The sequence below is a fragment of the Pseudomonas sp. A-1 genome, from assembly GCF_004801855.1.
In the GTDB taxonomy this organism is placed as follows: domain Bacteria; phylum Pseudomonadota; class Gammaproteobacteria; order Pseudomonadales; family Pseudomonadaceae; genus Geopseudomonas.
Genome location: NZ_SSTC01000061.1, coordinates 1 through 26,569 on the forward strand (window position 1 = coordinate 1; position 26,569 = coordinate 26,569).

General features: G+C 68.4%; 17 protein-coding genes. 10 read left to right on the forward strand and 7 right to left on the reverse strand.

Going from position 1 to position 26,569, the window contains the following annotated elements:
- Positions 1-35: 35 nt before the first annotated feature.
- Both E5198_RS14225 and E5198_RS14230 read right to left on the reverse strand, forming a co-directional pair.
- On the reverse strand, positions 36-857 hold the full coding sequence (locus tag E5198_RS14225) for a type I restriction-modification system subunit M (RefSeq protein ID WP_256659140.1): 822 nt from the start codon (positions 855-857) through the stop codon (positions 36-38).
- Positions 858-1,112: 255 nt separating this feature from the next.
- Complete coding sequence (locus tag E5198_RS14230; protein WP_136490656.1) at positions 1,113-2,747, reverse strand: ATP-binding protein; 1,635 nt, start codon at positions 2,745-2,747, stop codon at positions 1,113-1,115.
- A 238-nt stretch (positions 2,748-2,985) separates the two neighbouring features.
- Between E5198_RS14230 and rep the strand changes: the two genes are divergently transcribed.
- The 3 genes from rep to nhaA all read left to right on the forward strand — a co-directional run bounded on the left by rep (position 2,986) and on the right by nhaA (position 7,551).
- Positions 2,986-4,995 (forward strand): DNA helicase Rep, encoded by a 2,010-nt coding sequence (gene rep, locus E5198_RS14235; RefSeq protein WP_136490657.1) that lies wholly within the window; start codon positions 2,986-2,988, stop codon positions 4,993-4,995.
- A 229-nt stretch (positions 4,996-5,224) separates the two neighbouring features.
- Complete coding sequence (locus E5198_RS14240) at positions 5,225-5,794, forward strand: bacteriohemerythrin (RefSeq protein ID WP_136490658.1); 570 nt, start codon at positions 5,225-5,227, stop codon at positions 5,792-5,794.
- A 356-nt stretch (positions 5,795-6,150) separates the two neighbouring features.
- A complete protein-coding gene (gene nhaA, locus E5198_RS14245; RefSeq protein ID WP_178084078.1) occupies positions 6,151-7,551 on the forward strand; it encodes a Na+/H+ antiporter NhaA in 1,401 nt (466 codons plus the stop codon).
- A gap of 7 nt (positions 7,552-7,558) precedes the next feature.
- Here the strand turns inward: nhaA and E5198_RS14250 are convergent, their stop codons facing one another.
- On the reverse strand, positions 7,559-7,978 hold the full coding sequence (locus E5198_RS14250; protein WP_136490659.1) for a group II truncated hemoglobin: 420 nt from the start codon (positions 7,976-7,978) through the stop codon (positions 7,559-7,561).
- Between the two features lie 113 nt (positions 7,979-8,091).
- Here E5198_RS14250 and E5198_RS14255 point away from each other — a divergent pair, with 113 nt between their 5' ends.
- Positions 8,092-9,030, forward strand: coding sequence for a class I SAM-dependent methyltransferase (locus E5198_RS14255; protein WP_136490671.1), 939 nt, complete (start codon positions 8,092-8,094; stop codon positions 9,028-9,030).
- 62 nt (positions 9,031-9,092) lie between these two features.
- Here E5198_RS14255 and E5198_RS22205 read toward each other — a convergent pair whose 3' ends face one another.
- Complete coding sequence (locus E5198_RS22205; RefSeq protein WP_136490660.1) at positions 9,093-15,146, reverse strand: peroxidase family protein; 6,054 nt, start codon at positions 15,144-15,146, stop codon at positions 9,093-9,095.
- Between the two features lie 274 nt (positions 15,147-15,420).
- Here E5198_RS22205 and E5198_RS14265 point away from each other — a divergent pair, with 274 nt between their 5' ends.
- A complete protein-coding gene (locus E5198_RS14265) occupies positions 15,421-16,917 on the forward strand; it encodes a sensor histidine kinase (RefSeq protein WP_136490661.1) in 1,497 nt (498 codons plus the stop codon).
- 22 nt (positions 16,918-16,939) lie between these two features.
- Here E5198_RS14265 and E5198_RS14270 read toward each other — a convergent pair whose 3' ends face one another.
- Positions 16,940-17,623, reverse strand: coding sequence for a response regulator transcription factor (locus E5198_RS14270; protein ID WP_136490662.1), 684 nt, complete (start codon positions 17,621-17,623; stop codon positions 16,940-16,942).
- A 475-nt stretch (positions 17,624-18,098) separates the two neighbouring features.
- Between E5198_RS14270 and E5198_RS14275 the strand changes: the two genes are divergently transcribed.
- The 4 genes from E5198_RS14275 to E5198_RS14290 all read left to right on the forward strand — a co-directional run bounded on the left by E5198_RS14275 (position 18,099) and on the right by E5198_RS14290 (position 23,665).
- Positions 18,099-19,829: a type I secretion system permease/ATPase gene (locus E5198_RS14275; protein ID WP_136490663.1), complete on the forward strand. Its 1,731-nt coding sequence runs from the start codon at positions 18,099-18,101 to the stop codon at positions 19,827-19,829.
- Positions 19,829-21,166, forward strand: a complete 1,338-nt coding sequence (locus tag E5198_RS14280) for an HlyD family type I secretion periplasmic adaptor subunit (protein ID WP_256659143.1) — start codon at positions 19,829-19,831, stop codon at positions 21,164-21,166. The genes E5198_RS14275 and E5198_RS14280 overlap by 1 nt, the downstream gene beginning before the upstream one ends.
- A gap of 1 nt (position 21,167) precedes the next feature.
- Entirely contained in the window at positions 21,168-22,511 is a 1,344-nt protein-coding gene (locus E5198_RS14285; RefSeq protein WP_136490665.1) for a TolC family outer membrane protein, read from the forward strand.
- 152 nt (positions 22,512-22,663) lie between these two features.
- Complete coding sequence (locus E5198_RS14290; RefSeq protein ID WP_136490666.1) at positions 22,664-23,665, forward strand: TerC family protein; 1,002 nt, start codon at positions 22,664-22,666, stop codon at positions 23,663-23,665.
- Here E5198_RS14290 and E5198_RS14295 read toward each other — a convergent pair.
- Complete coding sequence (locus tag E5198_RS14295; RefSeq protein ID WP_136490667.1) at positions 23,652-24,956, reverse strand: PAS domain-containing methyl-accepting chemotaxis protein; 1,305 nt, start codon at positions 24,954-24,956, stop codon at positions 23,652-23,654. The two genes, E5198_RS14290 and E5198_RS14295, sit on opposite strands and share 14 nt — an antisense overlap.
- Positions 24,957-25,202: 246 nt before the next feature.
- Between E5198_RS14295 and E5198_RS14300 the strand changes: the two genes are divergently transcribed.
- Complete coding sequence (locus tag E5198_RS14300) at positions 25,203-26,231, forward strand: RNA methyltransferase (RefSeq protein WP_136490668.1); 1,029 nt, start codon at positions 25,203-25,205, stop codon at positions 26,229-26,231.
- 25 nt (positions 26,232-26,256) lie between these two features.
- Here the strand turns inward: E5198_RS14300 and E5198_RS14305 are convergent.
- Positions 26,257-26,569 (reverse strand): DUF2780 domain-containing protein (locus tag E5198_RS14305; RefSeq protein ID WP_136490669.1); only part of this gene is annotated, 313 nt, incomplete at its 5' end.

The following is a 26,569-nucleotide window of genomic DNA, read 5'->3' on the forward strand; positions in this document are numbered from 1 at the left end:
CCGAGCTGATGGCCAAGCATCATGAGGCACCTGCTTCACTCCAATAACCTTGTTGCACTCAGTTCCTGCAACCGCCGCTTGTCATCCAGAAAATGCGGCTCTTCCAGCGTATTGCCCAGCTGAATATTGAACTTGTCGTAATTGATGTTGTGCAGGAACATGTTCATACGAGCAAGGTTGTAGGTGGTGTGGTTGATTTCCTGCCCGAAAAAACCGTCTTCGATGATGTGCGCATCGAAGTGCTTCTTGGCTTGCAGCAGCAGCGAACCGGAGCCGCAGGCCGGGTCGTAAATCTTGTTGACACTGGTCTGCTTGTGCATGGCGAGCTGAGCAATCAGCTTGGAGACATGCTGCGGGGTGAAGAACTCGCCGCCGGACTTGCCGGCATTGGCGGCATAGTTGGAGATGAGGAATTCGTAGGCATCGCCGAACAGGTCGATGTGGCTGGCATCGAAGCCGCCGAAGTCCAGTTCCGCCACGCCCTTGAGCACGGCGGCCAGCCGGGAATTCTTGTCTTTGACGGTGTTGCCGAGACGGTTGCTGGTGGTGTCGAAGTCAGCGAACAGGCCCTTGATGTCGTGCTCGGAGGGGTAGCCGTTGGCCGAGGCCTCGATGGCCTTGAAGATGTTAGCCAGATCGGTATTCAGGCTCTCGTTGGTATTGGCGCTGGCCGCGACGTTGACGAACAGCTGGCTGGGGTAGATGAAGTAGCCCTTGGTCTTGATGGCGTCGTCTTTGGCAGCTTCGATGTTCTCGTCATCGTCCGCCATGGCGGCGTAGTCGACGCTGGCGTCACCGCCGGTGATGTAGTCGATGAAGTTCTCGCTGATGAAGCGATAGAACAGGGCGCCCAGCACGTACTACTTGAAGTCCCAGCCATCGACGGCGCCGCGCACATCGTTGGCGATTTGCCAGATGCGGCGTTGCAGTTCGGCGCGTTGTTGGATGCTTGTCATGCTGATGGTCCTGTTTCAATTCGTCTGGTTTGGCTCAGGCACGAGGCGTGAGCCAAAGAAAATATGCTGCTGCGGCAACGGCTTGGCCGGGATCACGCGCGGTTTGGCGCATGACTTTGGCGCAGGCCTGGCGGATAGACGCTGTTTTGAGCCAAGTCAGGGCAGGCGATAGCGTGTGCCACTACGCACCCCCTCCTGGATCAGATTTCCCTCTTTCACCAGTTGCTCTACAGCTCGCCGCACACGTGAACGGGGAATTTCCAGCCCAATCCGCTGGTGGATGTTGCCAATCCTGGTGTCTGGGTAGCGGCCCACGTCTTCGACGATCAGCGCAGCCAGACGGTGCGGCTCGATGCGCTTGAGCGTGGTTTCGCCGGTGAACTGAAGGCTGTGCAGCAAGCCCGGATCGACAAAGTAGCGCGTGGCCTGGGTACGCCCGGCGCTCTGCACCAACTGCCAGTCGAGCACGCGTTTGAGCCAGAGCTGAAGAGCTTCGACGCCAGGCAGCTCCAGCATGCTGGCAAGCTCGCGGGCGGTCAGCGCATCGTGCTGGGCCAGCAGGCCCAGGGCAATACGCTCACGCTGGGTGAGTTGATAGGTCTGGTCGGCCTTGGCGATGAAGTCGATGACCTCGGGCTTGAGGATACGGCGGCGCACAGTGACCTGCACGCGGTCGTGGGTTTCGATCAGCTCCGGCATCGGGCGACCTTGCGACAGCAGTACCTCGAAGATCTTGTCGAAGCCGCTGCCTTCGCGTTCCATCAGTTTCAGGTCGTGGAACAGGCGGGCCAGGTGCTCGTTGCGGCGCACTGTGGTGTGCAGTACGTTCTGCGGTGTGACGCCCAGCGGCAAAGGTCCGGGGTTGACCACTTCCAGCCGGTCCGGATGCAGGTTCAGGAAGATGTCGCCACGCTGGGTGTAGGGGCGGTGTACCAATGCGTTGACCAGCAATTCGCGCACCACGATTTCGTCGAAGGCGGGTACGTTCTGGCGGTACAGGCCATCGGGCAGCTCGTAGCGCTCACGGAAGTCTGGCACCTCCTGCCAGACCGCTTCGATCAGCTCCATCGGGCTTTGCGTGTGGTCGTCCCATACCAGCTTGTTGACCTTCTGGCCGAGCTCGTCGTACTTGATGAACTGGATGACTGGTGCCGTGGTCAGTTGGGCACGCTGGTGCTGGCGACCAAGGCAGAGCACGCCCAGGTTGGTGAGGGTCTGTCCTTGCGCGAGCTGATAGTGATCGAGCAGTTCGTCGTCGGACTTTTCCTTGACCGATGCCTTGACGCGGTCTGATGCGCGGAGGGCTGCAAGCAGCTTGTCGCGTTTGCCGGTATCGACCTCGGTGCGCGGAGCATGCAGTGTGGTTTGCGTTTCCCACGGCAATGCGGACCGTTCACTGGCCAGACGCATCACGTCATCGCCGGTGACCGGCTTGCTTTGGTCGGCCACACGCAGGAAATAGCGGCCGTCCGTGGTGGAGGCGACGGCCATGGCGCGCGGAACACGCAATTCTATGTACTGGCCACCATTCGGGGCGGTGACGACATCAGGCAGCACCGTAACGTTGACGGTGCGCTCGGCCAGCTTGCGCCGTAGGGTGTCAGGCAGGTCGCTGGGGATGTGCTGGCCGGCGGGCGGCGCATCCTGGCCATCCTCGATGCCCAGCAGCAGGCGACCGCCGGTCGCATTGGCAAAGGCAATGCAATCCTTGGCGATTTCGTTCCAGTCTGCTGTCTTGCCCGTCACTGCCCGCAAGGACTTCTGGTCGAGGAGCTGTCCTTCCTGACTCATATGATGCCTTCCTCATCTGGGTTCATTTTTCGCTGTCGACCTCTGATGCAGCATCTACCCACGACCCACGGCGATACGCTCGAGCAGTCCCTGCAGGCCCTATCTTGAGGGGTTTGAAATTTACCATCGAGTGACCGTGCAAACACCCTCATGATGGCCGATAGCACACGGACAACCGACCGGCACCATGCCCGTCGCCTGTTAAACTCTCTGCACCGCTCTGAAAGCCTCGAACGACATGTCCCGACTCAATCCCCGCCAGCAGGAAGCCGTCCACTACATCAGCGGCCCGCTGCTGGTGCTGGCCGGCGCCGGATCCGGCAAGACCAGCGTGATCACCCGCAAGATCGCCTACCTGATCCAGCAGTGCGGCATCCGCGCGCAGAACATCGTCGCGGTGACCTTCACCAACAAGGCCGCGCGCGAGATGAAGGAGCGCGTCTCCAGCCTGCTGCGCGGCGGCGAGGGCAAGGGCCTGACGGTGTCGACCTTCCACAACCTCGGCCTCAACATCATCCGCAAGGAGCACGCCCAGCTCGGCTACAAGAGCGGCTTCTCGATCTTCGACGAGCAGGACGTCAAGGCGCTGCTCGCCGACATCATGCAGAAGGAGTACCAGGGCGACGACGGCGTCGACGAGATCAAGAACCTGATCGGCGCCTGGAAGAACGACCTGATCCTCCCCGAGCAGGCGCTGGAGCAGGCGCGCAACCCGCGCGAGCAGACCGCCGCGATCGTCTACCTGCACTACCAGCGCACCCTCAAGGCCTACAACGCGGTCGACTTCGACGACCTGATCCTGCTGCCGGTCAAGCTGTTCCAGGAGCACCCCGAGGTGCTGCAGAAGTGGCGCAACCGGGTGCGCTACATGCTGGTCGACGAATACCAGGACACCAACGCCAGCCAGTACCTGCTGGTCAAGCTGCTGGTGGCCGAGCGCGCGCAGTTCACCGTGGTCGGCGACGACGACCAGTCGATCTACGCCTGGCGCGGCGCACGGCCGGAGAACCTGATGCAGCTCAAGGAGGACTTCCCCAGCCTCAAGGTGGTGATGCTCGAGCAGAACTACCGCTCGACCAGCCGCATCCTCAAGTGCGCCAACGTGCTGATCGCCAACAACCCGCACGTGTTCGAGAAGCAGCTGTGGAGCGAGATGGGCCACGGCGACGAAATCCGCGTGATCCGCTGCAGGAACGAGGAGGCCGAGTGCGAGCGCATCGCCATGGAGATCCTCACCGAGCACCTGCGCACCCAGCGGCCGTACAGCGACTTCGCCATCCTCTACCGCGGCAACTACCAGGCCAAGCTGATGGAGCTGAAGCTGCAGCACCACCAGATCCCCTACCGGCTGTCCGGCGGCACCAGCTTCTTCGCCCGCCAGGAGGTGAAGGACCTGATGAGCTACTTCCGCCTGCTGGTCAACCCGGACGACGACAACGCCTTCCTGCGGGTGATCAACGTGCCGCGCCGCGAGATCGGCTCGGCCACCCTGGAGAAGCTCGGCAACTACGCCACCGCACGCAAGACCAGCATGTACGAGGCCAGCGACGAGATCGGCCTGCGCGAGCACCTCGACGCCCGCTACTGCGAGCGCCTGGCGCGCTTCAAGCACTTCCTCGACCGGGTGCGCCGCGAATGCGCCCAGGACGACCCGATCGCCGCCCTGCGCGGGATGATCGCCGACATCGACTACGAGAACTGGCTGCGCGAGAACAGCTCCACCGACAAGGCCGCCGAGTACCGGATGAGCAACGTCTGGTTCCTCCTCGAGGCGCTGAAGAACACCCTGGAGAAGGACGAGGACGGCGACATGACCATCGAGCAGGCCATCGCCAAGCTGGTGCTGCGCGACATGCTCGAACGCCAGCAGGAGGAGGAGGACGGCGCCGAGGGCGTGCAGATGATGACCCTGCACGCCTCCAAGGGCCTGGAGTTCCCCTCGGTGTTCATCATGGGCATGGAGGAGGAGATCCTCCCGCACCGCTCCAGCATCGAGGCCGATACCGTCGAGGAGGAGCGCCGCCTGGCCTACGTCGGCATCACCCGCGCCAAGAAGAACCTCGCCATCACCTTCGCCGCCAAGCGCAAGCAGTACGGCGAGGTGATCGACTGCCTGCCGAGCCGCTTCCTCGACGAACTGCCGCCGGAGGACCTGGTCTGGGAAGGCCAGGAGGATGCGTCGGTGGAGGTCAAGGCCAAGCGCGGCAACAGTGCGCTGGCGGATATACGGGCGCTGCTCAAGCGCTGAGCATCAGGCGGCCGGGTCACCCTCGGCAGCCTCGACATCCGGGGCAGCGAGCCAATCCCGCCGGCCGCACCCCTCCTGACCGGGAGCCGGCCCTCGCCGGCCTGCCGCCGGATGCTTTCCGGCCCGGAGCCGCGCCTCATGCTTGCGCCCACTGGCCGCCGCGCGCCACAAGTGGTACGAAGGCATCAGCAACCACTCCGACAAACCACCCGCGAAAAAGGAAGGCCGCATGTTTCAATGGAGCCCGCGCTTCGCCATCGGCGAAGACACCGTCGACCGCGAGCATGAGCAGCTGTTCGTCATGCTCGACAAGATCGCCCGCGACATCGCTTCCGGCAACGAGAACGATCAGGAGCTGGATGCCGCCCTGGACGCCCTCCTCGACTACGCCAACAAGCATTTCGCCGACGAGGAGGAGATCATGCTGCAGCACAAGGTCGATCCCCGGCACATCAAGATGCAGCAGATGGCGCACAAGTCGTTCTTCTACGATCTCGGCAAGATCCGCAACCGCCCCGTCGACCTCGGCATCTCCCAGCACTTCGACCGGCTGGTCAGCTTCGTGACCTCCTGGCTGGTGTTCCACACCCTGCGCACCGACCAGGAACTCGGCGTCCAGCTGCGCGAGATCAAGGCGGGGCGCAGTCCCGAAGAGGCCTACGCGATCGCCGAGAACACCAACTTCAACGCCAACATCTACCGCCCGGTGGTCGAGGCGCTGGTCCACCTGTGGACCGACGCCACCGAGCGGGTGGCCTATCTGGAACAGGTCCTGGAGAACAACGGCCTCTCGGCCTGAGCGGCGCCCCGCGCGCGCGCTCCGCTCGGCCGGTGGACCCGGCCGCGCCAGGCAGGCCGCGCCGCGGCTGTGTAACAGGATGTGTTTCACCGCCCCGGCGCCTTGCCGGACGGGGGCGTGCATGCCTGCCGACAACCGTGCAGATCCCCAGGACATCGCTACACTTCAGTGCAGGATCGGCCCATTCGAGACAGAACGCCCGATGCCCGCAGCAGCGCCAGCCGCCCGACCCGGATGGCTGGCCATTTGCAGGCGGGCTGTGTAGGGTGAAAAACGGGTGTCCGCACTGCAGGTTGCAGGCGGACAGGTTTCTTGTGTTGGTCGGGCCGCCACACAGCCGCAGAGCATGAGCAACCATGACCCCGACCCCTTCCCGCAAGGCGCTGCCGGCTGCGCAGCGTATCGCCGACAAGGCCTTCAACGCCCTCGAGCACTTCCTGCACATCGAAGCCGTCAGCGGCATCGTCCTGCTGCTGGCCGCCGCCATCGCCTTGGCCTGGGCCAACTCGCCGGCCGCCGACAGCTACGCGCACCTCTGGCACCTGCCGCTGGGCTTCAGCCTGGGCGACTTCAGCGTTTCCCACTCGCTGCACTTCTGGATCAACGACGCGCTGATGACCGTGTTCTTCCTGGTGGTCGGCATGGAGATCCGCCGCGAGATCCACGACGGCGCCCTCGCCGACCTGCGCCAGGCCGCGCTGCCGCTGGGCGCGGCGCTCGGCGGCGTGGTCGCGCCGGCGCTCATCTACCTGGCCATCGCCGGCGGCGAGGGCCTGCGCCAGGGCTGGGCGGTGCCCACCGCCACCGACATCGCCTTCGCCGTCGGCGTGCTGGCCCTGCTCGGCAAGTCGATCCCCGGCTGCGTGCGCATCTTCCTGCTCGCCCTGGCGATCATCGACGACGTCATCGCCGTGCTGATCATCGCCCTGTTCTACTCGGGCGGTCTCGACCCGAACGGCTTCCTGATCGCCGGCGCCGGCCTGCTGCTGGTGCTCGGCTTCCAGGCCATCGGCATCGGCTCGGCCTGGGCCTACGTGCTGCCCGGCGCCCTGCTGTGGTTCGGCCTGCTGCACACCGGCGCGCACCCGACCCTGGCCGGCGTGGTGCTCGGCCTGCTGACCCCGGTGCTGCCGACGCGTGGCGAGGCTCCGCTGGACTCCGCCAGCCGCGCCCTGGAGGAATTCGCCGAGCGCGCGCGCAACGGCGAGAGCGATGCCCAGCAACTGATGCAGCCGGTCCGGCGGCTGCGCTACGCCCAGCGCGAGCTGCTGCCGCCGGTGGTGCGCGTGCAGCTGGCCCTGCATCCCTGGGTGGCCTACGGCATCATGCCGCTGTTCGCCCTCGCCAACGCCGGGGTGAACCTGGACGGCATCGACCTGAACGGTGGCGGTGCCACGGCGGTGATGCTCGGCGTCGCCCTCGCCCTGGTGGTCGGCAAGCCGCTCGGCATCCTGCTGAGCAGCTGGCTGCTGGTCCGCCTGGGCTGGTGCCGCCTGCCGGCGGGCATGAACTGGTCGTGGCTGGGGCTGATCGGCGTGCTGGCCGGCATCGGCTTCACCATGTCGATCTTCATCGCCACCCTGGCCTTCGCCGACGCCAGCCTGCTCGGCGCCGCCAAGCTGGGCGTGCTGATCGCCTCGGCGCTGGCCGCCTGTCTGGGCCTGACCCTGGGCGGCCTGCTGGTGCGGCGCGCCCGCGCCGCCAGGGCCGGCGCCAGCCGGGGCGGCGACAGCTCCGCGCAGGCGCTGTCGAGCTGACCGCCGCTCAGCCGTAGCGGTTGCGGCTGGCCTGGACGATGCGCGCAGCAGGTACGCGCAGCTGCTGCATCAGGTAGGCGGCGAACTCCGGCGCGTAGCCCTGGCGGGCGACCGCCTGGGCCATGCAGTCCAGCCAGGCCTCGGCGAGCGCCTCGCCGATCGGCCACTGGGCGTGGAAGGCGGGGATCACGACCGGACCGTACTTCTCGGCGAACAGTTTCGGCCCGCCCAGCCAGCCGCTGAGAAAACAGGTCAGCTTGTCACGCGAGGCCTCCAGGCTCTCCGGATGCAGGCGGCGCAGCTCGGCCGCGGCCGGCGACTCGTCCATGATCCGGTAGAAGTCGTCGACCAGGCGGCACAGGCCGTCGATGCCGCCGGCGGCCTGATAGGAGGCGTCGCCGACGCCGTAGGTGGGAGTGCTGCTCATCGGGCGTCCTCGGCTGCAGGGAAAGAGCGCATTCTAGCCTTTCGTCGCTCCTCTCCGGGCAGAGGGCCGCTGCGGTTAGAATGCGCGCCCCTCACCTGCGACCACCATCCGCCATGCACGCCGACGCCATCGCCACCCTGCAGCAGCAGCTCCTGACCGCCCTGGACACCGTGCCCGCCGAGGCGCGCCGCCTGTTCCACGGCCGCGGCCGGCGCTGGCCGGGACTCGAGCACGTCACCGTCGACTGGCTGCAGGGCGTGCTGCTGGTGTCGCTGTTCCGCGAGCCGGAGGCGGATGGACTGCAGGCGCTGACCGCGATGCTGCTGGAGCTGGCCGGCAGCGCCGCCTGGCGGCACAGCGGCGCGCACCACCTGCTGCTGCAGCACCGCTACCTCGCCGACAGCCGCATGGACTGGCTGCTCGGCGCGGAACTGGAGGAATGGCTGATCGACGAGGACGGCCTGCGCTACAAGCTCGACCTCGGCCGCAAGCAGAACAACGGCCTGTTCCTCGACATGCGCTACGGCCGGCGCTGGGTGCGCGAGCAGGCCGCCGGCCAGCGCGTGCTCAACCTGTTCGCCTACACCTGCGGCTTCTCGCTGGCGGCCATCGCCGGCGGCGCCGCCCAGGTGGTCAACCTCGACATGGCCAGGGCCGCGCTCAGCCGCGGGCGCGACAACCACCGCCTCAACGGCCACGACCTGGCGCAGGTCGAGTTCCTCGGCCACGAGCTGTTCAAGTCGTGGGGCAAGGTGCGCAGGTACGGACCCTACGACCTGATCATCATCGATCCGCCGTCGTTCCAGAAGGGCAGCTTCGCCCTGACCAGCGACTACCGCAAGATCCTCCGCCGCCTGCCCGAGCTGCTCACCGAAGGAGGCACGGTGCTGGCCTGCGTCAACGACCCCGGCATCGGCCCCGACTTCCTGATCGAGGGCATGGCCGCCGAGGCGCCGCAGCTGCACTTCGTCGAGCGCCTCGCCAACCCGCCGGAGTTCGCCGACATCCATCCCGACAGCGGCCTCAAGGCGCTGGTGTTCCGCACGGCCTAGGCCGCCGCCAGCGACGAACCCCGTGACGGGCACGGGGTTCGCCGGCGCCGGCGGCGCCGCGGCTAGACGATGAAGTCCGTGGCGGTGAGCACCTGATGGCCGACCAGGGCCACCTGGAAGTCGCTGCCCGGATTGGCGTTCACGTTGCCGTCGATCACCGTGTACTCCTGCCCGCCGATGGTCTCGTAGTGATAGGTCAACTGCCCCGGGCCGGTGAGCGCGGCGCCGGCCGTGGCATTGAACGCGAACGCCTGGTTGCCCCAACTGCCGGTGTTGGCATCGATGGTCGAGAAGTCCAGCTTGTCGACGCCGCTCTGGAAGTCGGTGATGACATCCCGCGCGGCCGCTCCCACGCCCGACTCGCCGATGGCGTTGAAGTCGAAGCGGTCGGCGCCCGCCCCGCCGCTCAGCACGTCGGCGCCGGCCCCGCCGGTCAGCGTGTCGTTGCCGCCGCCGCCGCTCAGCCGGTTGCCGGCAGCGCTGCCGGTGATGCTGTCGTTGCCGGAGCCGCCGATGAAGTTCTCGATGCTGCTCAGCGTGTCGCTCAGCGCCGTCGTGCTGCCCGTGCCGCCCACCACCACGCCGAACGCGCCGAGGTTCACGCTCAGGTCGGCGGTGGCCGCCGAATAGTCGACGGTATCGACGCCCACACCGCCCTGGATGTCGTCGCGGGCATTGTCGCCGTGCAGCACGAAGGTGTCGTTGCCGCCATTGCCGAGCAGCTGGTTGGCGCCGACGGCGTCGCCGATCAGGTTGTCGCCGCTGCTGCCGCGCACGTTCTCGATGCCGGACAGCGTGTCGCTGCCGGTCTCGGCACTGAAGGCCGTGCCGGCGCCGAGGTCGACGCTGGCCGCCGCCGTGGTCGCCGACAGGTCGTAGGTGTCGATGCCGGCGCCACCCAGGTAGGCATCGTCGCCGTCGCCGACGCTCGCCCGCAGCGTGTCGTTGCCCGTGCCGCCGTCCACGGTGTCGTTGCCGGCACCGCCGGTGAGGATGTCGTTGCCGCCCAGCCCCAGCAGGATGTCGTTGCCCGCACTGCCGGACCTGACGTTGCCGGTGTCGGTCCCGGTGATGAAGGCGGTCTCCGCGGAGACGAAGCTGTAGCTGCCGAACGGATCGGCATAGCTGGAGGTCACCCGCACGCTGGTATTGCTCTGGTTGCTCAGCGTGGCCCCTGTGGCGCCGGCGATGTTCACCCAGTTGCCGTTGACCAGCCGCTGCCACTGGTAGCGGACGAAGCCGCTCATGCCGTCCGGATCGGCCAGGGTATTGCTGGCCGTGAGGCTCGCCGACGCGTTGCCGCTGGTGTAGCTGGCGATGTGCAGCGCCCCGCTGGCGGTCTCGTTGACGTTCTGCACGGTCACCGCCAGAGCCTGGGCATCCACGGCGATGCCGTCGCTGACCTGGACGATCAGCTCGTAGACGTTGTTGCCGTCGGCATCCGCCGGCGCCTCGAAGTCGGGCGCGGCCACGAAGCTCAGCACGCCGGTCGCGGCGTCGATGGCGAAGCGCGCCGCATCGGCCCCGCCGCCGATGGAGTAGGTCAGCACGCTGCCGGCATCGGCGTCGGTCGCCGTGACCGTGGTCAGCGCCGTGGCGTTCTCGGCCACGCTCAGCGCCGCCGTCTCGCCGCCGCCGTCCGAGGTGATCTGCGGCGCGCTGTTGAGCAGCTGGGCCTGGCCCACGGTGGCATCGGCGAAGCGGAAGTTCTCCACGCCGACCACCAGGTCCGTGCCGTCGCGGCCGGCCACCGTGTCGCTGATCCGGAAGGCCGTGATGGTGGCGGGGCCGGACGCGGCGACCACCGTGCGGGTGGCGAGGTCGAAGAAGATCCGCTCCACGCTGTAGTCGGCGCGGTTGCCGGCGAACACCGCGGTGTCGGCCGCGCCGGCCGTGCCGCCGTCGCCGACCGTGACGCTGTCGGCGAGATCGCTGCCCGCCACACCGTTGCGCCACAGCCGCGTGAGCTGGCTGCCACCCAGCTCGAGGTCCTTGAAGGTGGCCGACTTGAGCATCTCGGTGAAGTGCTTGTCGAAGCCGGGGCCGGCGGCGTCGAGCAGGCCGTTGTTCTGGATGAAGCCGTCGGCCCGGTGGCTGGCGCCATCGACGTAGTGATCGTAGCCGCCGGCGTAGGTGCCGATCAGGCTGTCCAGGCGGATGCCATCGCCGATCAGCAGGTCGTTGCCGCTGCCGCCGGTCAGCTGGTCGTCGCCGCTGCCGCCGATCAGCCAGTTGCCGTTGGCGTCGCCGAGGATGCGGTCGTTGCCCTGGCTGGCGATCACCCCCTCGATGCCCACCCAGGCCGGGAAGGGCGTGGTGCCGTCGATGGCGGCGATCGGGTTCTGCTGGGTCGAGAAGTCCACGCTGACGCCCTGCGGCGACCAGGCGTGGTCGCTGAAGTCGATCAGGTCGAAGCCGACGCCCTTGCCGTCGTTGCCGCGGTCGCTCTTGCCGTCGCCGCCCAGCACCTCGTCCGGGCCGCCGCCCATGGCCTGGGAGAAGGGTCCGGGACGCAGGATGTCGTCGCCGTCGAGACCGGCCGAGATGTCCTGGTCGTCGCCGCCGATGATCAGGTCGTCGCCGCCGTCGCCCCACAACAGGTCGCCGCCGATGCCGCCGTCGATGATGTCGTTGCCGTCGCCGCCATGGGTGAAGGCGTCGGTGTCGCCCTCGCCGAAGATGAAGTCGTCGCCCGCCTCGCCGGACAGCTTGTCGATACCCACCCCGCTGTGCAGGATGTCGTTGCCCTCGCCGCCGATCACCTGGTCGACGCCGGCCGCGGCGACCGCGGTCTGTTCGCCGCTCACGTAGTCGTCGCCGGCGCCGCCATCGAGCAGGTCGCCGCCGTCGCCGCCGAGGATGCGGTCGTCGCCGTCGCCGCCGTAGATGCGGTCGATGCCGTTGCCGCCGTAGAGGATGTCGTTGCCGCCTTCGCCGTAGACGGTGTCGTCGCCGCCCCAGGCGTAGATCAGGTCGGCGTTGTCGCTGCCGACTATCACCTCGTGCGCCTCGGCGCCGCTGTTGGGCGTGCCGTCGAGGTTGAGGCCGCCGTTGATGGCGGTGGTGCCCGAGGTGGCCGCACTGTCCTCGACGCGCAGGTCGCGGACGTACTGCACGCCGTTGACGCTGACGATGGCGCCGTTGCCGGTGGTGGCGCTGCCCTTGGTGGAGTAGATGCCCAGCGTCGGGTTGGCAGCCAGCACGTCACCGTACTTGTGCTCGGTCCTGGCGTTGGCCGCCGCCGTTTCCGACAGGTCGTAGTACTTGTCGGCGTAGGCGAACACGCTGCCGTTGAGGTGCTCGAGGCCGGTGTTGCGCTCGACGATGTCCTTGAACTGCTCGTTGACGATGCCTTCGCCCATCTGCAGCTGGTCGAGGCGGTACAGGTAGTAGAAGCGGTCGCCGTTCATCAGCCGGCTGATCTGGTCGGCGAACACCGTGTCGAAGGTCTCGCCGAGCAAGCCGCCGGTGACGTGCACCTCGGCCAGGCCGCCCAGCCAGGTGTCGATGTGCCGGAAGCCGTCCACCCCGTAGAGCGAGGCGTCGGTGTTCTGCAGGAAGTCCAGCGCCTGCTGGTAGGTGTAGCCCAGGGCGGCGGCGTCGCCCTCGGCGATGCTGCCGTTCTCCAGGCCGATCAGCGCCGCGGCGCGCTCGAGGTTGCCGTCGAACGAGTAGGCGGCGATGAAGTTCACCAGGTTGTCCGGGTGGATCATGTTGGCGCCGAAGTCGGCCCAGCTGGCGTACTCGCTGAGGCCGATGGCCTTGCGGAACTCGTTGAGGGTGGGGATGCCGAGGTCGCGGCCGCGGGCGATGTTGATCGCCGCCAGGTCCAGCGGCATGCCCAGCAGGCCCTGGTTGAGCGCCGGGGTGACGAACTCGTCGATCTCGTTGGCCTGCTGGTGGGTCATGCCCAGGGCGATGGCGGCCGCGCCCTTCTGCGCGAACAGCTCGGGCGACAGGAAGGCGCGCTCCAGCGCCACGCGCATCACCGCGCCGGTGATATCGCCGTCGGGATCGATCAGGTCGATCGACTCGCGCAGCGTGCTGTGGCCGAAGCGGTAGGCCACCTGGGCGAAGTCCAGGCTGACGTCGGCCTGCTCGCCGCTGTTGTAGCCGACGAACTCGGCGATGTTGGGGGTGATGGTGCGGGCGAACTGGTCCACCGCGGTGTGCTGGTATTCCATCTCGACGGTGATCTTGGCGGCGTGGAACAGCCTGGCTTCGTCCCAGGCGATGGAGCCGTCGGCGTTGAGGTAGTTGCCGTTGGCGTCCTGGCTGGCGGTGGCCACCTGCCATTCGTGGAGCAGGTCGTGGTCGTAGGTACCGTGCTGGTCGAGCCGCTCCTGGCGCAGGTCCTCGGCCGTGACGGCCGCCTGGATGTTGCGCACCTGGAAGTTGTGCTCCTCGTGCCAGACGTGGTGGACCGCGGTCAGGCCGATGTTCTCGTTCACCCGGCCGTCGCCGGCGATGTAGTGGTCGCCCACCGCGGCCAGCAGCAGGTCGCCGACCGCGGCACGCACGGCCGGGTCGATGGCGATCACCCCGGGACCGGCCTGCATGCTGGTCTTGATGCTGAAGTCGGCGAAGTTCACCCACAGGGCCAGCGCGCTGGCGCCGGTCAGGGTCATGGCCGGCGAGCCCGGACCCATGGCGCCGGCGGGCAGTCTGAGTTCGAGATAGCCGTCGTTGGCCCCGGCGCCGTCGACGTAGGCGAAGTCGTAGCCGGCGCCCAGCGCCTGGGCCGCGGCCTTGAGGGTGGCGATGGCGGCGGCGAAATCGGCGGCCGCGTCCGGGTTCAGCGGGTTCTCGAAATGCGCCTCGTCGAAGCGCGGGTTCATGTCGAGGATCAGCGCCTGGCCGGAATTGCCCGCCTCCGCGCCGGTCGCCACGTGCCCTGCCGCGTCACGGTTGCGCAGGTTGGCCACGTCCTCCCAGCTCAGGTCGTCACGGCCGGTGGCGATCAGGTGCGCGCGCAGCTCGTTGAGCGTGGGCAGGGTGGCATGGGTCGTCTCGCCGAAGGCGTTCTGCCAGGCCGCCGAGGTGTTGCCGTCGAGCATGTGGGCGCCGGCGTGGAAGCTCGCGCCGTTGTCGGTGGACACCCACTCGCGCAGCAGGTCGGTCACTTGCTGGCTGGAGCCGTAGGTCTGGCTCTGGTCGATGTAGGGCGAGGTGTGGTTGACCCACTGCGGCGTGCCGTCGGCGGTGAAGCCGCTGACGTCGGCACGGGTGATGACGATCTTGCTGGCCGGCTGGCCGGTGGTGGGATCGATGACGCCGTACAGCGGATCGTCCGGCGCCAGGTTGATGGTGATCCGGGTGCCGTCGCCGCCCTTGCCGACGAAGTCGAGGCCGTGGTCGAAGAACTGGCCGAACAGCACGAACCAGCCGTTGACCGGCGCCATGCCGGGGTTCTGCGCGCCGACGAAGAATTCGTTGCTGGCCGAACCGTCCTCGTTGACCGGGCGCTGGGCGTCCTGCTGACCGAGCGCCTCGAGCAGGCCGTAGTCGGCGACCTGGGTGAAGCCGTTGGCGTCCTTGACCAGGTGGCTGCCGCCGGGCTCGGTCTGGAAGGTCACGCCGGCCGTGGTGGTCAGCTGGCTGATCATCCGCGGCGTGTAGTCGACGACGTTCTGCACCGGCGAGGCCTCGTCGACGTCCGGGGTGGACAGGTCGTCGCCGCGCTTGGTGTAGTCCGCCGCAGCCGGGTTCGGACTGGTGGCGAACTTCAGCGCGTAGAAGGCATTCGGATCGCCGGCATCCAGCGGCCTGACGTACTGGTCGTACACCACCTGGGTGCGCTGCAGGAACGGCTGGTCGACCGCCCCCCAGGTGGCATTCACCAGGTACAGGTTGTTGTTCAGCCCGGACGGATCGCGCAGGCCCTGGGCGGCGGTCACCGCGGCATAGGACTGGCCGTAGGCGGCGATGTTGGCCGCCGGGCTGCCCAGATCCTGATAGGCAACCCCCTTGGCGTTGTACACGGTGCCGGTTCCGTCCCAGTTGATGACGGCATTGCCAGCGGCATCGTACAGGGGGCGGAAGTTGATCTGGTCCCGCATGAAGTTCAGATCGGAAAGATTGAAGCGGAAAGGTTTGAGAACATAACTGGTGGCCATGATGTTTTCCCCTGGCGATTGAATCCCATAACTTCGGATCCGCCTCCGCGAGTCCGGAGTTATTCCTTGCCGGCGAACTTCACCATGTATATCCACGCCGGACTTTCGCTGCGCAAAGAGCGACTTCCCCTCCCGCCCGGACAATCGCGAAATGCGCCCCGAAGTTGCCGATTAGTGCCGCATTCTTTTTTGCCCGACAGTCGTGCGCCCCATCTCCCGTATGGTGATAGTCTTCATCCGTCACCTGTCTGTAGAGTCTAGGGGCGTGCGGAAAATGGCGAAGAACGAAAAGGTCCAATCGAATTCGGCGACTTCAGGCCCGGTCGCTGCTCGGACCTTGGTCGGAGGCGCTCGCCATTCCCGCCAGGGAAATCGCGGCAGGCCGGACCTGCCGCACGGCGCCAGCCACGGCATGAGCCGCTCCACCCAGTTCCTCGTCGCCGCCGCGCTGACCCTCGGCCTGACCATGACCTTCGTCGGCAACCTGGTCAGCGCGCGGGTGCAGAGCGCCGCCCTGCAGAGCGCGGCCGAGGCCGGCGCGCTCTACATGGAGGCCTTCCTGGAACCCTACGTGCAGGAGCTGAGCAGCACCGCCACCCTCTCGCCGCAGAGCACCCGGGCGCTCGACCAGCTGACCCGCAGCCCGTCGCTCAGGCGCCACGTCGCCTCGGTGAAGATCTGGCGCACGGACGGCACCGTGGCCTACAGCACGGACAAGTCGATCACCCACCGCAGCTTTCCCATGGACGAGATCGCCGGGGCGCTGGCCGGCCGGGTGGTCACCGCCCTCGAGGATCTCGAGCAGGAGGAGAACGACTTCGAGCGCAGCCTCGCCATCCCCCTCTACGAGATCTACGCCCCGCTGCGCGCCGCCGACAGCGGCAAGGTCGTCGCCGTCGGCGAGTTCTACGAAAGGGCCGACGGGCTCGAGAAGGAAATCGGCCGGGTGCGCCGGCAGGTCTGGCTGGTGGTCGGCACCGCGACCCTGGCCATGCTGGGGCTGATCTACTTCTTCGTCCGCCGCGGCGACCGGATCATCCAGCACCAGCGCATGGCGCTGAACGCGCGCGTGATCGCCCAGGCCCGCCTGCATCGCAAGAACGCCAAGCTGCAGAAGCGGATCACCAATGCCACCCACGAGTTCTGGAAGATCAACGAGCTCACCCTCAGGCGCCTCGGCGCCGACCTGCACGATGGCCCGGCGCAGCTGCTGACCCTGATCCTCATCCGCCTCGACGACCTCGCCGAGCAGCTCGGCGCGGCCCATGGCACCCCCGGCGAGGAGTACGAGACGATCAGGGGCGCCGCCCAGGATGCCCTGCGGGAAATCCGCGACATCTCCCGCGGCCTGGCCCTCCCGGAGGTCAACGACCTGACGCTGCACGAGGAGCTGCAGCTCGCCGCCCAGCGGCACATGCAGCGGACCTCGACGGCGGTCGAGCTGGCGCTGGCGCCGCTGCCCCCGAGCGCGCCCCTGCCCCTGAAGATCTGCATCTACCGCTTCGTCCAGGAATGCCTGAACAACGCCTTTCGCCATGCCGATGGCGCCGGCCAGATGCTGGCCGCCAGCTATGGCAACGGACTGCTGAGCGTGCAGGTATCGGACCGCGGACCGGGGATGCCGGCGAGGGCGCCGGAGGTGGGGGGCGGCGACAATGCCCGCCTGGGCCTGGCCGGCCTGCGCTATCGGGTGGAATCGCTCGGCGGCTTCTTCACCATCGACTCGCAGCCGGGACAGGGCACCACGGTGAAGGCGCAATTCAGACTGTAGCGCGGCGCAGGATGCCGGAACTTCACGATTCCTTGGAGTCGTGCAGCGACGCCCCGAAGATCATCCGCCCCATGCTTTCGCGCTCCCAGTAACGGCGCAGGGCGGCGACCGCCTCGACGCGGTTGCGGGCATTCAACTTCTGCATGACGCAGGTCATGTAGTGTTTCACCGTCTTCTCGCTGATCGCCAGTCGCCAGGCAACTTCCTTGTTGGTCAGCCCGTTGGATACTTCGCGAATGACCTGCTCCTCACGGTGGGTCAGCCTGACGCCTTTCTTGTCGGCTTCCTGCCTGCCGAAGTTCTGCAGCAACTTCTTCTCCAGCGCCGGACTTATGTAGATGGCCCCCATGGCCACGATGCGGATGGCCTGCACCAGATCCGGCCCGCTGATGCCCTTGAGCAGATATCCCTTCGCCCCGGCCTCGAGCGCGCAGCAGGCATCCTCCTCCGACTCGGAGACGGTGAGCATGATGATCTTGACGGCAGGCAGGCGCGAGGCGATCGCGCGCACCGCGGCGAAGGTGTCGCCGGGCATGTTCACGTCCATCAGCAGGACATCCGGAGCGAGGCGCTCGGCGATCGACTGCGCCTCGTCGGCGCTGCCGCCCTGCTCCACCACCTTGAGATCGGCCCGCTTCCTGAGGGTGTTGACGACGCCCTCGCGCAACAGCGGGTGATCGTCCACGACACCAATCCTGATCTGCATGGAAAGATCCTTCTCTAGCCCCCATCCCGACCCTCTCGGCGCCCCGCGCCCGCGGACCGCGCCGCTCGCCGGTCGCAACCGTTCGCCCCGGGCGGGACGGACGCCCGCCGGGTTGCCGGCCTTTTCTGGCAGCGTAGCAGGCCGCCGGCGCGGCGCCGCTACGCTCGTCGGCTCGCACCGCCGCAGGCGCGCTCCGCGTGCGGGCACCCCGGACTTAGGTCCGACGATTTCGCCCCGCCAAACGGCCGTCGCAGGGACCGCCAGCCCCCGCCAAGCCCTTGTTTTCACTGGACCTTCCCGCCGACCGAAGCGCAGGCAGCGGCTCCGCGCCGGCCCGCCGCGCTCGCCGCACGGCGCCTCCCGCCTAAGCTGACCCTGAAAGCCGTGACAGGGCCGTTGCGCCGCGGGACCCGCCCCGGAAGGGCCGGGCCTGCCGCACGGGATCGCCCATGATCCGCTGCCGTGGATGAGCACGATGGACCGCAAACCGAAGCCACGCTCCGAACTCGCCGAGGCCCTGTTCAGCCTGCGCCATACCTTCTACGCGCTGGCCGGCTTCAGCGGGGTCATCAACCTGCTGATGCTCACCCCAGCGGTCTACATGCTGCAGGTCTACGACCGCGCCCTGGTCAGCGCCAACTCCACCACGCTGCTGATGCTGACCCTGCTGATGGTCGGCCTGTACGTGCTGCTGGCCCTGCTCGAGACGCTGCGCAGCCGGGTGATGATCCGCGTCGGCAACCGCCTCGACATGAGCCTCAGCCGCCGGGTCTTCCGCGCCGCCTTCGAGCGCAACCTGAGCCGCGCCGGCGGCAATCCGGCGCAGGCCCTGCAGGATCTCGCCCAGGTGCGCCAGTTCCTCACCGGCAACGGCCTGTTCGCCTTCTTCGATGCGCCCTGGACGCCGATCTACCTGTCCATCGCCTTCCTCGTCCACCCCCTGCTCGGCTTCCTCACCCTGGCCGGCTCGCTGCTGCTGGTGGCGCTGACCTTCCTCACCGAGCTGGCCACCGCCAAGCCGCTGGCCGAGGCCAACCAGGCGAGCCAGGCCTCGGCCAGCTTCGCCAACAACAACCTGCGCAACGCCGAAGCCATCGCCGCGCTGGGCATGCTGCCGGCCATCGGCCGGCGCTGGTTCGCCAGCTACCTGCGCATCCTCGACAAGCAGACGCTCGCCTCGGACCGCGCCGCCTGGATCGGCGGCCTGGGCCGCTTCGTGCGGCTGACCCTGCAGTCGCTGATCCTCGGCGCCGGGGCGCTGCTGGCCATCGACGGGCAGATCACCCCGGGCATGATGATCGCCTGCTCGATCCTCAGCGGCCGGGCGCTGGCGCCGGTCGAGCAGGTCATCGGCGCCTGGCGGCCGCTGCTCGGCGCCCGTCGCGCCTGGGGCCGCCTGCGCCAGCTGCTGGAGGACTTCCCGACCCCGCCGGCGGCGATGCCGCTGCAGCGCCCGCTCGGCCTGCTGAGCGTCGAGAACCTCCACGCCGGCGCACCGGGCTCGACCCAGCCGATCCTCCGCGGGGTGAACCTGCGCCTGGCGCCAGGCGAGTCGCTGGGCATCATCGGCCCCTCGGCGGCCGGCAAGTCGACCCTCGCCCGCCTGCTGGTGGGCATCTGGCCACCCCTCAGCGGCAAGGTCCGCCTCGACGGCGCGGACGTCTTCGCCTGGAACAAGGAGGAACTCGGGCCGTGGCTCGGCTACCTGCCGCAGGACGTCGAGCTGTTCGAGGGCAGCATCGCGGAGAACATCGCCCGCTTCGGCGAGATCGACGGCGAGGCGGTCGTCCTCGCCGCCAGGCGCGCCGGCGTGCACGAGATGATCCTGCGCTTCCCCAGGGGCTACGACACCCTGCTGGACGCCGACGGCCACCCGCTGTCCGGCGGGCAGAAGCAGCGCATCGGCCTGGCGCGCGCCATCTACGGCGAGCCGAGCCTGGTCGTCCTCGACGAGCCGAACGCCAGCCTCGACGACGCCGGCGAGCGGGCGCTGCTCGAGGTCATCGCCATGCTCCGCCAGCGCCGCTGCACGACCGTCATCGTTTCGCACCGCCCCGGCACGCTCAACGCCGTCGACAAGCTCCTGCTGCTGCGCGAGGGCGTCATGCAGCTGTTCGGCCCCCGCGACGAGGTGCTCGCCGCGCTGGCGCCGGCCAGCGCGCACCCCGCCGCCAATACCCTGACCGCGGTCGGGAGGAGGGAATGATGTCCACGCTGGATTTCGGCCAGGGCAGCCCCTGCCCCGCCCCGGTCATCGCGGTCGACGACCGCAAGACCGTGCGCCGCGGCCTGGCGCTGGTGCTGGTCGCCTTCGGCGGCTTCCTGCTGTGGGCCTGGCTGGCGCCGCTGGATGCCGGGGTGGTCGCCTCCGCCACCGTGAAGGTGTCGAGCAACCGCAAGAGCATCGAGCACCTGACCGGCGGCAGCGTGGAGGCCATTCTGGTGCGCGAGGGCGACAGCGTCAGCGAGGGCCAGCCGCTGGTCCGCCTCGACGCCACCGAGGCCCGCGCCGAGCAGGGCGTGATCGGCGCCCAGTACCTCGCCGCCCGCACGATGGAGAACCGCCTGGAGGCCGAGCGCGACGACCGCGAGCAGGTCGCCTTCGATGCCGGGCTGTCGGAACGCTTCGGCGACAGCGCGGAGCTGGCCGCGGCGCTCGACCTGCAGAGGCGCCTGTTCGCCACCCGGCGCACCAGCCGCGCCGGCGAGGTCAGCATCCTGCAGGAGTCGCTCGACTCGGCGGAGAACCAGGCCAAGGGGCTGCAGCAGATCTACGCCGCCCGCGCCGCGCAGTTGCGCTTTCTCCAGCAGGAACTCGACGGCGCGCGCCAGCTGGCGGCCGAAGGCTACATCCCGCGCAACCGCATGCTCGAGCTCGAGCGCAGCGCCGCCGAGCTGAACGCCGCCCAGGCGGAGAACCAGAACGAACTCGCACGCATCCGCGGGCAGGCGGCCGAGCTGCGCCTGCGCATCCGCCAGCACGACCACGACTATCGCAAGGAGATCCAGGCGCAGCTGGCCGACGTCCGCAAGGAGCGCAGCGCCCTCGCCGACCGCCTGCAGGCCCTCGACTACCAGGTCCGCCACACCGTCATCCGCGCCCCCATCGACGGCATGGTCCAGGGCCTGAACATCGCCACCATCGGCGGCGTGATCCAGCCGGGCGCCAGGATCATGGAGATAGTCCCGGCCAACGAGCCGCTGCAGATCGACGCCATGCTGCCAGTGCAGGTCATCGACCGGATGGAGCCCGGACTGCCGGTGAGCATCGCCTTCCCCGCCTTCAACCACGCGCAGACCCCCAGCATTCCCGGCCGGGTGCTGACGGTGTCGGCCGACCGGCTGATCGACGAGGAAAGCCGCCAGCCGTTCTACCTTGCCCAGATCGAGGTCACCACGGAGGGCATGGCGATGCTCGGCGCCAACCGCATCCGCGCCGGCATGCCGGCCTCGGTCACCATCCGGACCGGGGAGCGCAACCTGCTGAGCTACCTGCTCAAACCTCTCCTCGACAGGGTCGCCAGTTCGTTCAAGGAGCAGTGAGATGAGCCAAGGACCGGCGCTTGCCTGCGCCCTGGGGATCGCCTGCCTCGCCCTGCCGGCCCAGGCGCTGGACCTGCGCCAGGCCTGGGACCTGCTGCAATACCAGGGGCCGATCTACCGCTCCGCCGCCAACGAGAAGGCCGCCGCCGCCGAGAACCGCGCCCTCGGCCGCGCCGGCCTGCTGCCGCAGGTCGGCCTGAGCGCCTCCGGCAGCCGGATCGACGGCAGCCAGCGGCAGCCGGACGTCTTCGGCCGCAGTCGCGACAACAATCTGGACTACACCGCCCGGAGCGCCAGCGTGCAGCTGCGCCAGCCGCTCTTCAACGGGCAGAAGCTGGCCGGCTACCGGCAGGGCGGCTACCAGGCCGACGCCGGCGCGGCGGTGTTCGACGCCAAGACCCAGGATGCCGCAGTGCAGCTGGCGGGGCGCTATTTCGACGTGCTGCTCGCCCACCAGACCATCGAGCTGGCCGCGACCAAGCTGCGCGCCTTCGAGGAGCAGGTGGCCTCGACCCGCCGGCGCCTGGAGCTGGGCGATGGCACGGTCACCGACGTCGACGAGGCGGTCGCCCGGCGCGACCTGGCGAGCGCCGAGCTGCTCGAGGCCCGGGACAACCTGCAGGTGACCCGGCGACGCCTGCAGGAGTTTCTCGGCGAAGCCCCCGAGCACATCGCCACCCTGCAGGAGCGCTTCGCCACGCCGCCGCTGCAGCCTGCCGGGCTCGCCGACTGGATCGCCAGGGCCGGCAGCGACAACCCCGCGGTCCGCGCCCGCCGCCTCGGCGTCGCGGTCGCCGAGCAGGAAGTGGCCAAGGCCCGCGCCGGCCACTGGCCGACTCTCGACCTGGTGCTCGGCTACACCGCGGCGGACAGCGACTCGCTGTCCACCGTGGACCAGCGCAACCGCTACGGCTCGATCGGCCTGGAAATGAACATGCCGCTGTTCAGCGGCGGCTACACCAGCGCCCGCGTGCGCCAGACCAGCGCCAGCCGGGCACAGGCGGAGGACGACCTGAGCGTCGCCCGCGAGGCCATCGTTTCCGACACCACCCGTGAGTTCCAGAGCGTGCAGAGCGGCGAGGCGCGCATCCGCGCCCTGGAGACCGCCGTCAGGTCCGGCGAGAAGTCGCTGGACTCGGTAAGGAAGGGCTTCCTCGCCGGCACCAGCACCAACGTGGACATCCTCGACGCCGAGGAACTGGTGTACAGCGCGCGGCGCGACCTGTTCGAGGCCAAGCTGCGCTACCTGCTCTCCCGGCTGCGCCTGGCTGCCCTGGCCGGAGCCCTGGGCGTCGACGACATCGACCAGGCGAACGCCTACCTGGGACCGCGGCTGGCATTCTGAACGGCGGCCCTGGCAAAACCTTGTAAAAACCCTTTTCTTGATCGAAACAGTCGGGCTTTCTAGGCTGGAAGCGTGACACCGGGCCCCTCTGACGGCTGACGCCGCCATGTCGGAGTCACAGTTGATGACACTTCGACTGCAAGGAGGGGCCCATGACTGCCCTACATTCGTTCCTGTTCGCCGACTTCCTCGGCACCGCCACCTGGCTGTGGCTGGCGTTCTTCGCCGTGGTGATTTCCCTGTTGGTCTTCGACCTCGGCGTGCTGCACCGCGACCAGCACGAGATCGGCGTCAAGGAGAGCCTGCTGCTGTCGGCCGGCTACATCACCGTCGGCCTGCTGTTCGCGGTCTGGGTGTGGTTCCAGAAGGGCGGCGACGCCGGCATGGACTACCTGACCGGCTTCCTGATCGAGAAGTCGCTGTCGATGGACAACGTGTTCCTGATGGCGGTGATCTTCAGCTTCCTCGGCATTCCGCGCCGCTACCAGCACAAGGTGCTGTTCTGGGGCATCCTCGGGGTGATCGTGCTGCGCGCCGTGATGATCGGCCTGGGCGCCGCGCTGATCCACCAGTTCAGCTGGATCCTCTACGTGTTCGGCGTGTTCCTGCTGCTCACCGGCGTGCGCATGCTGTTCGCCCGGGTCGACGAAACCCCGGACCTGGAGAACAACCTGCTGGTGCGCTTCCTGCGCAGCCACCTGCGCATCACCGACCGCCTGCACGAGCAGCGCTTCTTCGTGCGCCTCCCCGGCGCCAGCGGCAGGCCGGTGCTGTGGATCACCCCGCTGTTCCTCGCCCTGATCCTCATCGAGTGCGCCGACCTGGTGTTCGCGGTGGACAGCGTGCCGGCGATCTTCGCCATCACCCAGGACCCGTTCATCGTCTACACCTCGAACATCTTCGCCATCCTCGGCCTGCGTGCGCTGTACTTCGCCCTCGCCGCGCTGATCCACCGCTTCGCCTACCTGAAGTACGCCCTGGCGCTGGTGCTGGTGTTCATCGGCGGCAAGATCTTCCTGGTCGGCATCATCGGCAAGATCCCGGCGGCGCTGTCGCTCGGCGTGACCCTGACCCTGCTGATCGGCGGCGTGCTGGTGTCGCTGTGGAAGACCCGCCACGCGGCCGGCGACGCCACCCGCGCTAGCCAGCAGTGACCTCGCTGGAGAAGCGCTGCACCACGTCGACCACCCGTCCGGCGCCGTCGTGGATCTGGCGGATCGCGGTGCCGGCCTCGTTGGCCAGGCGCACGCCGTCCTCTACCTGGTTCAGGCTGGCGGCCATGCCCTGCATCACCTCGCCGGCCTGCTGGCGGATCGCGCCGATCAGTTCGGTGATCGAGCCGGTGGCCTGCGCGGTGCTGCCGGCCAGGCTGTGTACCTCGGCGGCGACCACCGCGAAGCCCTGGCCGCTGGAGCCGGCGCGCGCCGCCTCGATGGCGGCGTTGAGCGACAGCAGGTTGGTCTGCTGGGCGATGTTCTGGATCGAGTCGACGATCGCCGTGATCTGCTGGATGCGCTGCTCCAGGCACTCGACCTGACTCACCGAGGTGCGTACCCGCTCGGCCAGCGCGTGCATGCGCTCGGTCGCATCGAGGATCACCCGCTGGCCGGACATCGACAGCTGCTCGGTTTCCCGGGCGATCTGGTAGGCGGTCTGCGCGCTGTGCCGCTCGGCCGCGTGGCGGCGGACCTGCTCGCTGATGTCGCTGGCGAACTTGATCACCTGGTAGGGGCGGCCCTGCTCGTCGAGCACCGGGTTGTAGGTGGCCTCCAGCCAGATCGGCTGGCCGCCCTTGGTGACCCGCTCGCACTCGCCGGAGAAGAACTGGCCGCTGCGCAGGCGCTCCCAGAAGGCGCGGTAGTCGGCAGAAGCGCGGTAGTCTGGGCGGCAGAACTGCGCGTGCGGCTTGCCGAGAATCTCTTCCAGGCGATAGCCCATGGCGGCGAGGAAGTTGGCGTTGGCATCCACCACCCGTCCGTCCATGTCGAACTGCACCACCGCCATCGAGCGGTTCAGCGCGTCGAGCAGGTTGCGCGCGTGGCTGGACTCGCGCACCCGCTCGCTGGTGTCGCTGGCGACCTTGAGCACCCGCTCGATCTGGCCGCGCTCGTCCTGCACCGGCACGTAGGTGGCCTCCAGCCAGATCGGCTGGCCGTCCGCGCGGCGACGTTCGAACACCCCGCCGAAGGATTCGCCCTGGCGCAGGCGCTCCCAGAAGTGCGGGTACTCCTCGCTCTGCGCGTAGTCCGGCGGGCAGAAATCGCGGTGGTGGACGCCACCGATCCGTTCGGCGGAGCAGCCGACCAGCTCGCAGAAGCGCTCGTTGGCGGCCCGGACGGTACCGTCCAGGTTGAACTCGACCATCGCCACGGCGCGGTCGATCGACTTGAACAGCTCCCTGTAGCGCCGCGGCTGACCGGGCAGGGAGCGGAGGAAACGTAGCATCAGACAATCCCCACGGAACGGAAGAGGTGGAAAGCACCGCGGGCTCGGCCGGTCAGCAGCAGGCCGGCCATGGCGGCAGACGGGACGTCTTTGTGCCTTTCGCCAGCGACGACAGGGCGGCGACAAAGTTGTACATAACACTTACAAATAACGAACAGATTGTACAGAAAATCCGATGGCGACGGGCGCTGCACTCCGGCGCGCGATCTGCCCGCCAGCGCGGCGCGATGCTAGGATGCGCGCCCTATGCGCATCCACGACCTGACCTCCCGCCTCGCCGCCAGCGGCGCCCAGCCCTGCCACAGCACCCGCATCCTGCGCGCCTGGCTGGCCGGCCGGCCGCTGGACAGCGGCCCGCGCAACCGCCCGGCCGCGGATTTTTTCCCGCTGTCGGTGCGCGCGGCGCTGCCGCAGCTCGACGCCGAGATCGCCGGCCTGGCCCGGCTGCGCTCCGAGCACCCCGGCGCCGACGGCTCGGCGCGCCTGCTGGTCGAACTCAACGACGGGCAGATGGTGGAGAGCGTGCTGCTGCCCCGCGACGGCCTGTGCGTGTCGACCCAGGTCGGCTGCGCGGTGGGCTGCGTGTTCTGCATGACCGGCAAGAGCGGCCTGCTGCGCCAGGTCGGCAGCGCCGAGATCGTCGCCCAGGTGGCCCTGGCGCGGCGCTTCCGCCCGGTGAAGAAGGTGGTGTTCATGGGCATGGGCGAGCCGGCGCACAACCTCGACAACGTGCTGGAGGCCATCCACCTGCTCGGCACCGAGGGCGGCATCGGCCACAAGAACCTGGTGTTCTCCACGGTGGGCGATCCGCGCGTGTTCGAGCGTCTGCCCCGGGAGCGGGTCAAGCCGGCGCTGGCGCTGTCGCTGCACACCACCAACGCCGAGCTGCGCCGCGAGCTGCTGCCGCGCGCGCCGCAGATCGATCCCGAGGAGCTGGTCGCGCAGGGTGAGGCTTACGCCCGCGCGGTCGGCTACCCGATCCAGTACCAGTGGACGCTGCTCAGGGGCATCAACGACAGCGTCGAGGAAATGGACGGCATCCTGCGCCTGCTCAGGAGCAAGTACGCGGTGATGAACCTGATCCCCTACAACAGCCTGGAAGGCGACGACTTCCAGCGTCCCGACGGCGAGCGCATCGTGCAGATGGTGCGCTACCTGCACAGCCGGGGCGTGCTGACCAAGGTGCGCAACAGCGCCGGACAGGACGTCGACGGCGGCTGCGGCCAGCTGCGCGCGCGGGCCGAGGTGGTGAGGAGCCGCCGCCAGCCGCGCTGACCCGCGGCGGACGACGAGCGCCCTCTCAGGTGGCGCTGCCGCTGGCCACCGGCGTGCCGGTCGCCGGGGCCGGCGCACCCGGCACGCCCCAGATGCCGCCCAGGCTCTGCAGCAGCGATCCGGCCAGGCCCTGGTTGCCGAGGAACTGCAGCAGGATGGAAGCGAACTGGCCGACCAGGCTGCTTTCCATGCCCAGCCCCGTGAAGGTTCTGGCGACGCCCGCCAGGCTGTCGACCGGCGCTGCCGGCTGCGGTGCCTGGCTGGCGCCGCCGCCGAGCAGGCCGCTCAGCGCGCCCAGCCGACCGAGCATGCCGCTGGCGCCGCTGTCGGCGCCGGCG

What these genes read in the sequence shown, in the direction of transcription:
- E5198_RS14295 (WP_136490667.1), bottom strand. Translation starts at nt 24,956, where the DNA reads ATGCTACGTTTCCTCCGCTCCCTGCCCGGTCAGCCGCGGCGCTACAGG.
- E5198_RS14285 (WP_136490665.1), top strand. Translation starts at nt 21,168, where the DNA reads ATGAGCCAAGGACCGGCGCTTGCCTGCGCCCTGGGGATCGCCTGCCTC.
- E5198_RS14240 (WP_136490658.1), top strand. Translation starts at nt 5,225, where the DNA reads ATGTTTCAATGGAGCCCGCGCTTCGCCATCGGCGAAGACACCGTCGAC.
- E5198_RS14290 (WP_136490666.1), top strand. Translation starts at nt 22,664, where the DNA reads ATGACTGCCCTACATTCGTTCCTGTTCGCCGACTTCCTCGGCACCGCC.
- E5198_RS14230 (WP_136490656.1), bottom strand. Translation starts at nt 2,747, where the DNA reads ATGAGTCAGGAAGGACAGCTCCTCGACCAGAAGTCCTTGCGGGCAGTG.
- rep (WP_136490657.1), top strand. Translation starts at nt 2,986, where the DNA reads ATGTCCCGACTCAATCCCCGCCAGCAGGAAGCCGTCCACTACATCAGC.
- E5198_RS22205 (WP_136490660.1), bottom strand. Translation starts at nt 15,146, where the DNA reads ATGGCCACCAGTTATGTTCTCAAACCTTTCCGCTTCAATCTTTCCGAT.
- E5198_RS14270 (WP_136490662.1), bottom strand. Translation starts at nt 17,623, where the DNA reads ATGCAGATCAGGATTGGTGTCGTGGACGATCACCCGCTGTTGCGCGAG.
- E5198_RS14275 (WP_136490663.1), top strand. Translation starts at nt 18,099, where the DNA reads ATGGACCGCAAACCGAAGCCACGCTCCGAACTCGCCGAGGCCCTGTTC.
- E5198_RS14300 (WP_136490668.1), top strand. Translation starts at nt 25,203, where the DNA reads ATGCGCATCCACGACCTGACCTCCCGCCTCGCCGCCAGCGGCGCCCAG.
- E5198_RS14265 (WP_136490661.1), top strand. Translation starts at nt 15,421, where the DNA reads ATGGCGAAGAACGAAAAGGTCCAATCGAATTCGGCGACTTCAGGCCCG.
- E5198_RS14280 (WP_256659143.1), top strand. Translation starts at nt 19,829, where the DNA reads ATGTCCACGCTGGATTTCGGCCAGGGCAGCCCCTGCCCCGCCCCGGTC.
- nhaA (WP_178084078.1), top strand. Translation starts at nt 6,151, where the DNA reads ATGACCCCGACCCCTTCCCGCAAGGCGCTGCCGGCTGCGCAGCGTATC.
- E5198_RS14255 (WP_136490671.1), top strand. Translation starts at nt 8,092, where the DNA reads ATGCACGCCGACGCCATCGCCACCCTGCAGCAGCAGCTCCTGACCGCC.
- E5198_RS14250 (WP_136490659.1), bottom strand. Translation starts at nt 7,978, where the DNA reads ATGAGCAGCACTCCCACCTACGGCGTCGGCGACGCCTCCTATCAGGCC.